This window comes from Mycolicibacterium wolinskyi str. Jessa 2025, from assembly GCF_049241375.1.
GTDB classification, from domain to species: Bacteria; Actinomycetota; Actinomycetes; order Mycobacteriales; family Mycobacteriaceae; genus Mycobacterium; species Mycobacterium wolinskyi.
Window position 1 is genome coordinate 4,544,972 of record NZ_CP185960.1, and the last position, 13,453, is coordinate 4,558,424.

The window sequence follows — 13,453 nt, forward strand, 5'->3', positions numbered from 1 at the left end:
CCGTACGGCTATAGTGGGCACGTAGGCGTACATCGCACGCTAAAAGGAGTCACCGTGCCCCGTATCAACCCGCCCGCCACCATCGCGGGACATGAATTCCGCAGTGTGACAGGCGAACACATCCCGGTACCGGATCCAGAACACCTGGTCCACCTTCAGTTCCGCAGGTTCGCCGGTTGCCCGATCTGCAATCTGCATCTGCGGTCTTTCGTCAGTCGCCACGACGAGATCAGCGCCGCCGGCATCCGCGAAGTGGTGTTCTTCCATTCGCCGGAATCCGAATTGGCCGAGCACACAGCGGATCTGCCGTTCGCGACCGTCGCCGATCCCGACAAGGAAACCTACCGGCGATTCGGCGTGGAATCCGGCGTCCGCGCGCTGGTCGATCCCCGCAGCTGGCCGGCGATCATCGGCGGCAGCGCCCAGACCCTTCGTGGCCGCTTCCGCGCACCGGCGGCCAGGCAGGCCGGCGGACGGCTCGGCTTACCCGCGGACTTCCTCGTCGGCCGTGACGGCACCGTGCTCGACGCGAAGTACGGCGCGCACGCCGACGATCAATGGTCGGTCGACGAGCTGCTCACGCAGGCCGCTGCGGTGCGCTTCTGACGTCAGTCGAGCAGCACCGTGGCGAACGTACCGACCTGTTCGAAGCCGATACGTGCGTAGGTCGACCGTGCCACGGTGTTGTAGCTGTTGACGTAGAGACTCGCGGTGCGGCCGGCACCGACCACCGCGGCCGCCAGCGCCGCCGTGCCTGCGGTGCCCAGGCCGTGCCCGCGCCAGTCCGGATGCACCCAGACCCCCTGGATTTGCCCGACGGCCGGTGACTGCGAACCGACCTCGGCTTTGAACACGACCTCGCCGCGTTCGAACCGCGCCCACGCCCGCCCGGCGGCGATGAGCCCGGCGATCCGCCTGCGGTAGCCGCGGCCGCCGTCGCCGAGCCTGGGGTCGACTCCGACCTCACCGATGAACATGTCGATGGCCGCCACCAGATACGCGTCGAGCTCTTCGATGCGCACGGGCCGAACGGCCGGATCGATCGGGCACTGCGGCATGGAGTTCAGGGCCATCAACGGTTGCTGCTCACGCACGTCGCGTGCGGTTCCCCACACGGGCTCCAGGCGCTGCCACATGGGCAACACCAACTCCGCTCGGCCCACCAGTGACGAGCAGCGCCGCGCTGTGCTCATCGCCTTGTCGGAGAACGCCTTCAGATCGTCGGCGTCGCCGCGCAACGGAATCAGGTTCGGCCCCGCGTAACACAGTGATTCGTTGACCCGGCGCCGCGTCCACAGTTCACCGCCGATGGCACTGGGCTCGACACCGTACTCGGCCACGCGGGCAGCCACCATGCAGGAGCCGACCGGGTCTTCGTCGAACACCTGGAGCACTGCCGCGGCGTCACGCACCACGGACACCCGCCGTTCATCGACGAGGCGGAAAAGTGGCGGAGCCGACATCCAGATTCTCTCTGCTCAACCCGAGGGTGTGGTGACCCCGCTCACAGGGTCGTTCTCAGCTTACGGTCACCACGGGCGAACCGCTCGCATCATCTGAACCTCTCTCCTCGGCGAGCCGCATCGCTTCTTCGATCAGCGTCTCGACGATGTGGGCTTCCGGAACGGTCTTGATGACCTCACCCTTGACGAAGATCTGCCCCTTGCCGTTGCCGGAGGCCACGCCGAGGTCGGCTTCGCGGGCCTCACCCGGACCATTGACCACACAACCCATCACCGCGACGCGCAGCGGGACGTCGAGCCCGTCCAGGCCCGCGGTGACCGCGTTGGCCAGCGTGTAGACGTCGACCTGGGCGCGCCCGCACGACGGGCACGACACGATCTCGAGGCCACGCGGGCGAAGGTTCAGCGATTCCAGGATCTGGTTGCCGACCTTGACCTCCTCGGCCGGCGGCGCCGACAGCGACACCCGGATGGTGTCGCCGATGCCCTTCGACAACAACGCGCCGAACGCGACGGCGGACTTGATGGTCCCCTGGAATGCCGGGCCGGCCTCGGTGACGCCGAGGTGCAACGGGTAGTCGCATTTCGAGGCCAGGAGCTCGTACGCGGCCACCATGATCACCGGGTCGTTGTGCTTGACGCTGATCTTGATGTCGCCGAAACCGTGCTCCTCGAACAGCGATGCTTCCCACAGCGCGGATTCGACCAGCGCCTCAGGAGTGGCCTTGCCGTACTTCTCCATGAACCGCTTGTCGAGTGAGCCTGCGTTGACACCGATGCGAATCGGGATGCCGGCATCACCGGCGGCTTTCGCCACTTCCTTGACCCGGCCGTCGAATTCCTTGATGTTGCCCGGGTTGACGCGCACCGCGGCGCAGCCCGCGTCGATCGCGGCGAAGATGTACTTCGGCTGGAAGTGAATGTCGGCGATCACCGGAATCTGGCTGTGGCGGGCGATCTCCGCAAGCGCGTCGGCGTCCTCCTGGCGCGGGCACGCGACGCGCACGATGTCGCATCCCGACGCGGTCAGCTCGGCGATCTGCTGCAGCGTCGAGTTGACGTCGTGGGTCTTGGTGGTGCACATCGACTGCACCGCGATCGGATGGTCGCTGCCGATGCCGACATTCCCCACCATCAGCTGGCGGGTCTTGCGCCGGGGAGCCAGCGTGGGTGCCGGAGGAGCCGGCATACCCAGACCGATGGACGTGGTCATGTGGGATCTCCTACTGGAAGATGCTGAGCGGGTTGACCAGGTCTGCGGTCACGGTCAGCAGCATGTAACCGACCACGACCACCAGCACCACATACGTGGCGGGCATGAGTTTGAGGTAGTCGACCGGCCCGGCGGCCACTTTGCCGCGCGCCGCTCGGATCATATTGCGGATCTTCTCGTACGTGGCCACCGCGATGTGGCCACCGTCGAACGGCAGCAGCGGCACCAGGTTCACCGCGCCCAGCACGAAGTTCAGCTGGGCCAGGAAGAACCAGAACATCACCCACAGCCCGGCGTCGACGGTCTCGCCGCCGATGATGCTGGCGCCCACGACGCTGATCGGGGTTTCCTTGTCGCGCTCGCCGCCGCCGATCGCCTCGACCAGGGCACCGATCTTGGTGGGGATCTTCGCCAATGCCTTGCCCAGTTCGACTGCCAGGTCACCGGTGAAGGCGAACGTCGCGGGCACCGCGGTGAGCGGGTTGTACTGCGTGGGTGGCTGCGCTTCCGGCGCGGCCACGCCGATCGCGCCAACGGTCGTCGGCTCCTTCGAGTCGGCACTCGTGAACCGCTGCGTCTGGGTCACGTCGACGACGGTCGTGATGGTCTGGCCGTCGCGCTTCAGCTCGATCGGCACCGGGCCGTCGAGCTTGCGGATCGCCGCGGCCATCGAGGGGAAGTCGGAGACCTCGGTGTCACCGACCTTCACGATCTCGTCGCCGGCCTGGATGCCGGCCTGCGCCGCAGGACCTGGACCGGTGCACTCGCCCATCTTGTCGATGCTGATTTGCGATGCGACACAACCTGTTTCACCGACGATGGCGGTGGTCGGCTGATTCAGGTTGGGCAGGCCCCAGACGATGGCGATGCCGTAGACGAGCACCAGGCCGATGATGAAGTTCATCGCGGGCCCGGCGAACAGCACCGCGACCCGCTTCCACACCTTCTGCCGGTACATCGCGTACGGCCGGTCCTCGGGCTTGAGCTCCTCGACCGAGGTCATGCCCGCGATGTCGCAGAACCCGCCGAGCGGGATGGCCTTGATGCCGTATTCGGTCTCCCCCAGGCGGTTGGGCCTGCGCGTCGACCACAGGGTCGGACCGAACCCGACGAAGTAGCGGCGGACCTTCATGCCGGTGGCCCGGGCCACCCACATGTGCCCGCATTCGTGCAGAGCCACCGAAACCAGGATGGCCAGCGCGAACAACGCGATGCCGATTGCGAACATCATTTGGTGACGAGCCCTTTTCTGACGGATTTCTGCTCGACGGCACGCCGGGCCTGATCTCTGGCCCACCGCTGCGCATCGAGTACGTCATCCACGGTAGCTGGTTCGGCGGACCACTGGTCGGCAGCGTGCAACACGTCACCGACGGTTTCCACGATGGTGGGGAACGTGATCCTGCCCTGAAGGAACGCGTCCGCGGCTTCTTCATTGGCGGCGTTGTAGACCGCGGTCAGACATCCACCACGCTTGCCGGCTTGGCGCGCGAGATCGACCGCCGGGAACACCTCGTTGTCCAACGGCAGGAATTCCCACGTCGATGCGGTGGTGAAGTCGCAGGCCAGCGCCGCGCCGGGGACCCGATCGGGCCAGCCCAGCGCCAATGCGATGGGCAGTTTCATGTCGGGCGGGCTGGCCTGGGCCAGCGTCGAACCGTCGGTGAACGTCGCCATCGAGTGAACGATCGACTGCGGATGCACGACGACCTCGATGTGGTCGTAGTCGATGCCGAACAGCAGGTGCGTTTCGATGAGTTCGAGACCCTTGTTGACGAGAGTCGCCGAGTTCAGCGTGTTCATCGGTCCCATCGACCAGGTCGGATGCTTGCCCGCCTGCTCCGGGGTTACCGAGCGCAGATCGCCGGCCGACCAGCCCAGGAACGGGCCGCCCGACGCGGTCAGCACGATCTTGGCCACCTCGTCGGCGGATCCGCCGCGCAGGCATTGCGCCATCGCCGAGTGTTCGGAGTCCACCGGCACGATCTGGCCGGGCGCGGCGGCCTTGAGCACGAGCGGCCCGCCGGCCACCAGAGACTCCTTGTTGGCCAGCGCCAGCCGGGCACCGGAAGCCAGCGCCGCGAGCGTCGGCTGCAGACCCAGCGCCCCGACCAGCGCATTGAGCACCACGTCGGCCTCGGTGTCCTCGACCAACCGGGTGACGGCGTCGGGCCCGGCGTAGGTCACGTCCCCGATCCGCTCGGCGGCCGCGGGGTCGGCGACCGCGATATTGCTGACACCCGTCTCAGCACGCTGGGCGGACAGCAGTTCTGGATTGCCACCGCCGGCGGCCAGCCCGACCACCTCGAAGCGGTCAGGGTTGGCGGCGATCACCTCCAGCGCCTGGGTGCCGATGGAACCGGTACTGCCGAGGACCAGCACGCGCCGTCTGTCGCTCACTGATCCATTGTGCCGCGCCCACGGTCCCCGACCCAATCAGCGGTTGCGGGCCGACGGATCGACCGTCGCCTCGATCTTCGCGATCCGCCCACCGCGCACGGTGAAGACCAAAACGGCCACGAGCCGTCGGTCGAGGAACGCGAGCACTCCCGGTTCGCCCACCGCACCCCCGACCAACGTGCCGCCTGCGAGGTGGTGCAGCAGGTTGGGCGCCACTCGGTCGCGTCCGTGATTGATCTGGGGCGGCGGGGCCGGATCACCGACGAAGGTGGCGACACCCCACACGGTCGGATCGAGCACCTCGGTCAACGCCTGAAGGTCCCCGTTGGCGCATGCGGTGATGAACTTCTCGACCACGAGTTGATGCTCGGTCGCTTCGATCTGGGCCGGCCGGGGCGTGGTCTCGGCGAACTTCAAGCGGGCGCGGCGCGCCAGCTGCCGACAGGTACCGACCGGCCTCCCCACCGACTCGGCAATCTCGTCGAATGGCACGCCGAACACGTCGTGCAACACGAAAGCCACCCGTTCGGCAGGGCTGAGCCGATCCAGCACGGTGAGCAGTGCGGCGCGGACCTGATCGTCGAGGGTGACGCGGTCGGCGGGGTCGGGATCGGCGGCCGGCGTCGTCTGGACCGCCTCACCGGCATCGGGCCGTTCCAACCGGGCCCGGGCCGAGCGGACCTGGTCGAGACACAACCTCCCCGTGACCACCGTCAGCCAGGCCCGAACGTCGTCGATGTGCTGTTCCTCGACCCTCGACAGCCGCAGAAACGCCTCCTGCGCCGCGTCTTCGGCTTCCCCGATGTCACCAAGCATCTGATAGGCGAGGTTGACCAGGTACGGGCGGTGGTCGCGCCACGCCTGTTCGACCAGTGCGGAATCGGTCATGCAATTAGGACGAACCAGCAGTCCGGAAAGTTACCGGCGGGCATCTGTAACTTTCTGCGGTCGCGGTCCGTCCTTGGATGCATGAACACAATCCTTGTAACGGGCGCAACCGGAAACGTCGGTCGGCCGTTGGTCTCCGAACTCGTCAAGGCCGGTGCGCGCGTGCGCGCCGTCACCCGCAACCCGCACGCCGCAACTTTTCCGCCCGAGGTCGAGCTCGTGGAGTCGGCCGCACAAGGTATCCCCGATGCGACCGCGGTCTTCCTCAATTCGCGCGGGCTCGGCGACGAACTGGCCGCGACGATCGACCTCGCGCGCACGTCCGGAGTGCGACGGCTCGTGGCCCTGTCGGCGATCAACGCCGACGAAGACGATTCCCGCCAGCCCTCCCGCGTCCGTGGCGACCGCAACCGGGAAACCGAACAGCTGGCCGTGGCTTCGGGCCTGGAGTGGGTGAGCCTGCGGCCGACCTACTTCGCCTCCAACTTCGCCGGGATGTGGTCGGCACAGATCCGGTTCGGCGACATCGTGAGCGGCCCGTACGCCGACGCGTCCCTCGCACCCATCGCCGATGCCGACATCTCGGCGGTGGCCGCGGTGGCGTTGCTCACCGACGACCTTGTGGGGCAACGTGTTCCACTCACCGGACCGGAGGCGCTCACCAACACCCAGCTCGTTGCGGCGATCGGTTCGGCGCTGGGCCGCCCGTTGCGCTACCAGGAGGTGCCCGCCGATCTGGTGCGCGAGCACTTCGTCGCGATCGGCTTTCCCGCCGAGTTCGCCGACGGCTATCTGGCCCTGATGTCCGACGCCGTGAAAACCCCTGCATTGGTGACACACGAGGTCGACAAGATCCTGGGCCGGCGTGCCACGACGTTCGCCGAGTGGGCGTCGGGCCACTCGCACCTGTTCACCGAGAAGTGAAGGGAGACAACACATGTACAAACGAACGGCGGAGCCGAGCCCGCCACGCTGGCTCAAGCCGATGAACAAGGTGATGATGGCCGTCCAACGGCTCGGCATCCGCACCGGCCCGGCAATGGTGTTGACCGTGCCGGGCCGCAAGACCGGCCTGCCGCGCAGCACCCCGATGACGCCGTTCGTCCACGACGGCGGCCTGTACACCGTGGCGGGCTATCCGGGCGCCGACTGGGCGGCCAACGCGCGGGCCGCCGGAGCCGGGACCCTGTCGCAGGGCAGGCGCTCCCGCCGTGTGACGATCGTCGAACTCACGCCCGAGCAGTCCCGCTCGGTGCTGCGCAGCTTTGCCGTCAAGGTTCCGGTCGGCGTCGGTTTCGCCAAACGCTCGGGTCTGGTCACCGACGGCACGCCTGACGAGTTCGAGGCGCTCGCCGGGCGGTTGACGGTGTTCCGGATCGATCCGGCCTAGACGATTTCGACGTCGGCGCCGGGCAAGCGCCGGGCTTGCGTGGCTCGTCAAGGACCGCGCACTGCTTTGCCGCTGAGGGCGTGGCCGTTCAGGCGTTGCCGTGGGTCTGGGTCGAGCAGTATCCAGCCAGGTGGGAGTCCGGGGTCGATGGGTTGCAGGCCGGACAGTTCCGGGCCGAATAGCTCTGCGTCCCAGAGGTGTTCGACGCTGGGCGGGTCGGGTGTGGGTGGGTCGAAGTGGTCTTCCCACTTCAAGTCCCACTCCAGGTCCCATTGCGGTGCATGCTCGGCCTCGCGCTCCGACTCGCACTCCGGTTCCAGCGTGAGGTCGGGTTCAGCATCGCACTCCGACTCGCACTCCGGTTCGGGCGTGAGGTCCGGTTCAGCGACACCCTCCGACTCGCACTCCGGTTCCGGCATGAAGTCGGGTTCAGCATCGCACTCCAACTCGCACTCCGGTTCCGGCATGAAGTCGGGTTCAGCATCGCACTCCAACTCGCACTCCGGTTCGGGCGTGAAGTCGGGTTCAGCATCGCACTCCTCCAACTCACACTCCGGTTCCAGCGTGAGGTCCGGTTCGTCGTTGGGTTCGGGTTCCTCGTCGGGTGGGGCGAGGAGCAGTTCGGGCCGGTGGTGGTAGTTGATGCGGTTCTGGCCGTGGTCCAGCCCCGGCGGCGGGTGCCATTCGACTTCACCGCGTCCGTTGATGGTGGTCGTGTATCCGCCGTCAGAATTGACCAGGCGGTTGTCCGGCCCGCAGGCCAAGGCCAACTCGTCGACATTGGTATTGCCGTCATCGGCCCAATCGGCCACTGCGTGATGCACCTGGCATCCGTATGCACCGACCGTGCAGCACGGTTTCGTGCAGCCGCCGTCGCGGGCGATCAGCATGATTCGCTGGGCCGGGCTGGCGATGCGCCGCGCCCGGAAGTAGTCCAGCGCCGCACCGGTGGCCCCGTCGAAGACGGCCAGGTGATGGTTGGCGTGCCCGGCCATGCGGATGACATCTTTGATGGGAATCTTGGTACCACCACCGCTCACCCCGATCCCGGCCCGCGATTCCAGATCCTGCAGCGTGGTGCGGATGATCACCGACACGGGTAGGCCGTTGAGTTGCCCCAGGTCGCCGCTCATCAGGGCGATGCGCCCGACGACCAGCAGCGCATCGTGCTGGCGCTGGGCGAGGCTGCGGTGATCGTTGTCGATCTGGGCCTGCGACGGGGTACCGGTCGTGCAGGGTTCGTCGTCGTCGGGGTTGCACATGCCCGGCGCGGCGAATCTCGCGAACAGCACCTCCCAGACCGCGGCGGTTTCGGGGGTGAGGTTGGCAGTCAGGCCGGTCATCGCGTCACGGTCCTGCTTGGCCACGTTGACGCCACGTTTGCGCGCCCGTTCGGTGTCGTCGGGCTCGGGCCCGTCCTGGTCGAGCAAGAACAACCGCAGTTCGGCGGTCTCTTTGAGTTCTTTGGGCGAAACCCCGACCCCGACACGGACCAGATCGGCTTCGAACTGTTCACGAGTCGCCTGGTCGACCCACCCCGGCAGGGCACTGACCGCATCACGCAGCACCTTGACGTGATCGCCGGTGAGCAACCCGGCCGCCTGGGCAGCTGCGACCACCGGCAGCAGCGGCGCGAGCGGTTCCCCGGTCAGGGCACGCCGTGGACCTAATGCGGCGGCCTCGGCCAATCGGCGCCCGGCCTCGGCGGTCGACAGGCGCCACCGGATGCGCAGCACCGTGTTCCACGATTTGGCGCCCAACTCCCGCGGCGTGGTCTCGGCCTGCAGTTGGGCCAGCAGGCGATGCCATCCGGTAGGCAACTGACAGGTCAGGGCCTCGTACTCATCCATCACGGTCAGCAGTTCAGCCCGGCTCAACGAGGCGAAGTCACACGTGGCGAACACGTCGAACGCGGCCCGCAACCCCGCCATCGCCTCGACCGCACCCGCCTGCATGACTCGAACATACATTCGACCACCGACAAGGATCGTTTTCGACTGTTGTGATGTCTCAGGACATCGGTGACAGTTCTGCATCAGGACATCGGTGACAGTTGATGTGTCAGGACATCGGTGACGTTTCATCACTCTTCGGGCGTTGGCCGCGGGGGCGTCCGTTGCCGACGTATTTCACTCCGGCTTGGGGTCGGGTGTGCTCGATGAGGACTTCGCCGTCCAGGTCGGCCACGATGATGCTCTCGGCGTTGGTGACGACCAGGACTTGTTGGCAGGCCAGTCGTCCGTCGACCTTGTAGGTGACGCCGGCGAGTCTGACCGTGCCGGCGGTACTCAGCGTCATGATGTGGGTCCCGGCGGGCAGGTCCTGTGGCTGCGGTGCTGGCCGCTTGGGCTTCGGGGCGAGTGGGACGAACCAGGGCAGATCGTGTTTGGGGCGTGGGGCCGGTACCTTCGCCGTGGACTCCCAAGCCGTGCGGGGTGTCACGCGCCCGGGCAGCCCCTGATGGGGGCGTTCGGTGTTGTAGATGTCGTCGAACGCATCGACTTGGGCTTGCAGTTCGGCCAGCGTGTTAGCCAGCGGTTGCTTGTCCAGGTAGCGGAACAAGGTCTGGTGGAAGCGTTCGTTCTTGCCCTGGGTGGTCGGCTTGTAGGGCTTGCCGGTGATCGCCTCGACACCCAGCCTCGAGACGTGTTCGACAAGCTTGCCCAGGTATCCGCGCCGTGAAGGGTTGAGCGCGATTCCGTTGTCCGACAACAGCCTTTGCGGCACACCATGGGCGGCGACAGCTTTGTCGAACACCGCGATCGCAGCCTCGGCCGTTTCGCTGCAGGCCACATGGGAGGCGACGGCGTAGCGGGAGTGGTCATCGATGAGTTGGAAGATCACACACTGGCGTCCACCGGTGAGCACGTACCCGGTGGCGTCGAGCTGCCAGCAAGCGTTCGGGGCTGGATAGACGAACCGCCGCCACGCCGAGCGGGGCTTCTTCTTCGGCTCGGCCTTGGCCACACCTTCCCGGCGGAAAATCCGGGCCAGCGATGCGACCGAGGGCACTGGACCCAGGCCGAGCGCACCCATCTTGTCATGGACGCTGATCGGCCCGTGGTCAAGGCCGGAAGCTTCCAGGGCGGCCCGCACCGCCACGGCTTGTTGTTTGACCTCATCGGTCAGCGCCGACGGGCTCGACTTCGGCCGTCGGGTTCTGGGCTCGAGTACGGCGGCCGGCCCGTCGGTCTTGACGCGTTTGCGTAACTCGTAGAACGACTTTCGAGAGATGCCGTGTTCGGCGCAGAACGTCGATACCGCGCCGCGGGGTGCATCATCGGGCCACTGCGAGATCGCGAGGCGGACACGAGGATCGATAGGTTCATTGACAGCCACCGCCCGAGCCTCAAGGCAGAAGTGTCACCACCAAGACGACCCGAACTGTCACCGATGTCCTGATGCAGAACTGTCACCGATGTCCTGAGACATAACATCGTTTTCGACTGTTGATGTCTCGGGTGGGCTCTGGGGTCGGCCATTTGCCGACGTAGGCGATGCGGCGTGCGGGCAGGTTCGACAGCCACAGCCGAGCTTCGAGGCGGAAATGTCACCGATGTCCTGAGACATAACAAGCCTGCCGAACACAGGCAATGCCTAAGTGGCCTCACTCGCGGGGACCGGCCCGGCCGCGCGGCGGATCGAGATGTCGCCGGAACCGGTGCGGGCGTGCACGACCACGGTGTCGTCGCCGTCGACCGGGCCATCCGCCGTCTGCAGCGCGTTGGTGACCGAACCGGACTTGGACGCCAGTTCCAGGCGTGCGGCGGTCCCCTCCGGGATCCCGACCTCGACCTCGCCGCTTGCGGTCTGCGCGTTGAGCCCACCGTTGACCGCCGCGGTGACCGCCACCGATCCGGATGCGGTCTGCGCCTTCATATTTCCGCGCAACAGCCCGACCGTGATGCCACCGCTGGCGGCCTGGAATTTCACGTCGCCTTCGATGCGGCCGATCGCGGCCTCTCCCGACGCCGTCGAGATCGAAGCATTGCCGACCACGTCGTCGACCGTGACATCACCGGAAGCACTGTCGGCCTTGACATTTCCGATGACGGTGCCGATCCGCACATGTCCGCTCGCCGAGGCGAACCGGCACTCGGAGTAGGAGCCGTCGGCCTTGACATCCGCCGACGCCGAGGACGCCTTGAGCCGGGACTTCGCAGGTAGCTCGATGTCGACGTGTACGGCACCGCCACGGCCGAGGGAAAGGACCTTGCGACCGGCCGACACCTTGAGCGTGCCGTTGTGAAACTCGACGCGGGCCTGCTCGGCCACCCGGACGTCCGACGCGCGGTTGGGATCGCGGGGGCGCACCTCGACGACCGTGTCATCGCGGTCGGACGCGACCAGGCGCACTGCGCCCGCGACCACCTCGACGACGGCGGTAATCGGTTGTGGTGTCTGATATGTCGTCATGCAACTCTCCTTCGGGTGAGGTTCAGCGGACCCAGCCGCTGAAGGTCTTGTCGGTGGAATGGGATGGCGGCAGCGGGCCACGCAGCGCACTGCCGACCGCACGCACCAGCCACGCGTTCACCGAGACACCGTCGCGGCGGGCCGCCGCATCGACGTTGGTCCGCAGACCCTCGGGCAACCGCAATGTCACGCGCCAGGTGCCGCCACCGTCGTCGTCCATTTCGGGCGCCACCGACGTGGTCGCCTCCGGCGGAGCGTTTTCGACCGTGAACTCGGGGTCACGACCCCGCAGTCGCACCTCGACCGAGCCGGGTGCCAGTTCGCGCGTGATCTGCTCGGCGGCCTCCGACAGGGCCTCGAGCAGTGCCAGCCGCAGGGCCGACTCCAGCGGTGCGGTCAGGCGTTGCGCAAGTGCCTCGGCGTCGGCGCCGCCGGCGGCCGCGGCGACGGCAAGTTCATGCCGGACGGCTTCGACATAGGGCTGCAAATCCATGACGTTATGGTGACATCACTTTGACGTCATTTCAAGCATCACATTGGCGCATCTCGGGGCCGCCATGCGAAGTGAGCCCGCTCACGGCGGCCCTATGCTGGCCGAATGAGATCAGCCGAGCATGCCGCGGTGGTCCCGGTGACCGCTCGGACCGAATACCTGACCGGCCGTCATCGCATCGCCGCCATCACGGCGGCCACGGCACTCGCAGCTGGGCTCGTTGCGTTGGTCGCTTTGAATTACGCCGGAGCACCGGGCGCGTTCACGGCGGCTGTCGTCGCGGCGCTCGTCACGGTCACGTTCGGTGCGGTGGCCTATCGGCGCGTGGAGAAGCCCGGCGCGGTACTGATCACCGTCGACGGCCACACCGTGCAAGTCGGCGACGAGCACCGTGGCATCGTCGGATATCCGCTGTCGTCGCTCATCGCGGTCGGCCGGGCCGGTCCGGCCGACGAAACGACACCGGAGGCCCGTCGCCTGACGGTCCGTGGACACAAGTACGTGAAACTGACTTTCGCCACGGACACGGGAACCGACGAGTGGTGGGTGGCTGTCGCCGCATGGGATCCCGCGGCGGCAGAGGTACTGCGGCGTCTGGAAAAGGCGCTACCCGACGCGCAACCGGAGGCCGGCCCGGCGGTTTCGGGTGCGCGGATCGCCGACGCCGGTACCGACGAGGCGGCGAAGCGGTTGTGGGAGGAAGCCTCCCGGCGCCACGACGACATTCTCGGCGCGTACGGCAGGTACGAACTCGACGCGGGAATGTTGTTGCGCTATCCCGCCATCACCGATGTGACCGTCGAACAGACGCAGACGTTTCACGTCGCTCTCGACGAGGCCGCCGCATTACGCACCGATGCCTACCCGGGTAACCGCGGCCTGGCGGACGCCTACCAGCAGGCGGTGGTGACGTTGCGCCGCGCCTGGATCGCATGTGAAACACACGGGAAGAAGGTGGGTACCGCTTACCTGGATCCGGCCGACCGGACTGAACTCGACACCGCGCTCAAGCTCTACAACCACGCCGCGTCCAGCAACACTCCGGCCGAGCAGGCTACGTACTACGGCCGCGTCCGCGAGATCGTCACGCGGCTCACCGACCGCGGCGTCTTACATCCGCCCAAAGGCCAACTCGCGCAACTGGAAGGAGTCACCCGCCGGGCGATCGAGGCGGCGCGGTCCGACTGACG

Annotated in this window: 13 protein-coding genes; 4 read left to right on the forward strand and 9 right to left on the reverse strand. The window is 67.0% G+C overall.

Going from position 1 to position 13,453, the window contains the following annotated elements; translation table 11 throughout:
• Positions 1–63 precede the first annotated feature (63 nt).
• The gene (locus tag ACOI2T_RS22370) at positions 64–606 is read left to right on the forward strand and encodes a peroxiredoxin-like family protein (RefSeq protein ID WP_409503698.1); all 543 of its coding nucleotides are present in this window, start codon (positions 64–66) and stop codon (positions 604–606) included.
• Positions 607–608: 2 nt separating this feature from the next.
• Here ACOI2T_RS22370 and ACOI2T_RS22375 read toward each other — a convergent pair whose 3' ends face one another.
• The 5 genes from ACOI2T_RS22375 to sigI are packed head-to-tail and all read right to left on the reverse strand — an operon-like array spanning position 609 to position 5,964.
• Positions 609–1,463: a GNAT family N-acetyltransferase gene (locus tag ACOI2T_RS22375; RefSeq protein ID WP_409503598.1), complete on the reverse strand. Its 855-nt coding sequence runs from the start codon at positions 1,461–1,463 to the stop codon at positions 609–611.
• A gap of 55 nt (positions 1,464–1,518) precedes the next feature.
• Positions 1,519–2,676 carry a flavodoxin-dependent (E)-4-hydroxy-3-methylbut-2-enyl-diphosphate synthase gene (ispG, locus tag ACOI2T_RS22380; RefSeq protein WP_110775331.1) on the reverse strand — a complete coding sequence of 386 codons (1,158 nt, stop codon included), beginning with the start codon at positions 2,674–2,676 and terminating at the stop codon, positions 1,519–1,521.
• A gap of 10 nt (positions 2,677–2,686) precedes the next feature.
• Entirely contained in the window at positions 2,687–3,907 is a 1,221-nt protein-coding gene (locus ACOI2T_RS22385; protein WP_067852379.1) for a M50 family metallopeptidase, read from the reverse strand.
• Positions 3,904–5,076 carry a 1-deoxy-D-xylulose-5-phosphate reductoisomerase gene (gene dxr, locus ACOI2T_RS22390; RefSeq protein WP_409503599.1) on the reverse strand — a complete coding sequence of 391 codons (1,173 nt, stop codon included), beginning with the start codon at positions 5,074–5,076 and terminating at the stop codon, positions 3,904–3,906. The genes ACOI2T_RS22385 and dxr overlap by 4 nt, the downstream gene beginning before the upstream one ends.
• Positions 5,077–5,112: 36 nt before the next feature.
• Positions 5,113–5,964: an RNA polymerase sigma factor SigI gene (gene sigI, locus ACOI2T_RS22395; RefSeq protein ID WP_409503600.1), complete on the reverse strand. Its 852-nt coding sequence runs from the start codon at positions 5,962–5,964 to the stop codon at positions 5,113–5,115.
• 81 nt (positions 5,965–6,045) lie between these two features.
• On the opposite strand from sigI, the gene ACOI2T_RS22400 reads away from it, so the two are divergent.
• On the forward strand, positions 6,046–6,888 hold the full coding sequence (locus tag ACOI2T_RS22400; protein WP_409503601.1) for an NmrA family NAD(P)-binding protein: 843 nt from the start codon (positions 6,046–6,048) through the stop codon (positions 6,886–6,888).
• A 13-nt stretch (positions 6,889–6,901) separates the two neighbouring features.
• On the forward strand, positions 6,902–7,354 hold the full coding sequence (locus tag ACOI2T_RS22405; protein ID WP_409503602.1) for a nitroreductase family deazaflavin-dependent oxidoreductase: 453 nt from the start codon (positions 6,902–6,904) through the stop codon (positions 7,352–7,354).
• Positions 7,355–7,401: 47 nt separating this feature from the next.
• Here the strand turns inward: ACOI2T_RS22405 and ACOI2T_RS22410 are convergent, their stop codons facing one another.
• The 4 genes from ACOI2T_RS22410 to ACOI2T_RS22425 form a co-directional block, all read right to left on the reverse strand.
• Positions 7,402–9,324: a DUF222 domain-containing protein gene (locus tag ACOI2T_RS22410; RefSeq protein ID WP_409503603.1), complete on the reverse strand. Its 1,923-nt coding sequence runs from the start codon at positions 9,322–9,324 to the stop codon at positions 7,402–7,404.
• 91 nt (positions 9,325–9,415) lie between these two features.
• The gene (locus ACOI2T_RS22415) at positions 9,416–10,693 is read right to left on the reverse strand and encodes an IS481 family transposase (protein WP_067860046.1); all 1,278 of its coding nucleotides are present in this window, start codon (positions 10,691–10,693) and stop codon (positions 9,416–9,418) included.
• Positions 10,694–10,951: 258 nt separating this feature from the next.
• The gene (locus ACOI2T_RS22420; protein WP_409503604.1) at positions 10,952–11,770 is read right to left on the reverse strand and encodes a DUF4097 family beta strand repeat-containing protein; all 819 of its coding nucleotides are present in this window, start codon (positions 11,768–11,770) and stop codon (positions 10,952–10,954) included.
• Between the two features lie 22 nt (positions 11,771–11,792).
• Complete coding sequence (locus ACOI2T_RS22425; RefSeq protein WP_409503605.1) at positions 11,793–12,263, reverse strand: histidine kinase; 471 nt, start codon at positions 12,261–12,263, stop codon at positions 11,793–11,795.
• Positions 12,264–12,368: 105 nt separating this feature from the next.
• Between ACOI2T_RS22425 and ACOI2T_RS22430 the strand changes: the two genes are divergently transcribed.
• Positions 12,369–13,451, forward strand: coding sequence for a hypothetical protein (locus ACOI2T_RS22430; RefSeq protein ID WP_409503606.1), 1,083 nt, complete (start codon positions 12,369–12,371; stop codon positions 13,449–13,451).
• The last annotated feature ends 2 nt before the right edge of the window (positions 13,452–13,453 follow it).

Coding starts and splice junctions, on each gene's coding strand:
- ACOI2T_RS22405 (WP_409503602.1), top strand. CDS start 6,902: ATGTACAAACGAACGGCGGAGCCGAGCCCGCCACGCTGGCTCAAGCCG.
- sigI (WP_409503600.1), bottom strand. CDS start 5,964: ATGACCGATTCCGCACTGGTCGAACAGGCGTGGCGCGACCACCGCCCG.
- ACOI2T_RS22420 (WP_409503604.1), bottom strand. CDS start 11,770: ATGACGACATATCAGACACCACAACCGATTACCGCCGTCGTCGAGGTG.
- ispG (WP_110775331.1), bottom strand. CDS start 2,676: ATGACCACGTCCATCGGTCTGGGTATGCCGGCTCCTCCGGCACCCACG.
- ACOI2T_RS22425 (WP_409503605.1), bottom strand. CDS start 12,263: ATGGATTTGCAGCCCTATGTCGAAGCCGTCCGGCATGAACTTGCCGTC.
- ACOI2T_RS22385 (WP_067852379.1), bottom strand. CDS start 3,907: ATGATGTTCGCAATCGGCATCGCGTTGTTCGCGCTGGCCATCCTGGTT.
- ACOI2T_RS22400 (WP_409503601.1), top strand. CDS start 6,046: ATGAACACAATCCTTGTAACGGGCGCAACCGGAAACGTCGGTCGGCCG.
- ACOI2T_RS22410 (WP_409503603.1), bottom strand. CDS start 9,324: ATGTATGTTCGAGTCATGCAGGCGGGTGCGGTCGAGGCGATGGCGGGG.
- ACOI2T_RS22375 (WP_409503598.1), bottom strand. CDS start 1,463: ATGTCGGCTCCGCCACTTTTCCGCCTCGTCGATGAACGGCGGGTGTCC.
- ACOI2T_RS22430 (WP_409503606.1), top strand. CDS start 12,369: ATGAGATCAGCCGAGCATGCCGCGGTGGTCCCGGTGACCGCTCGGACC.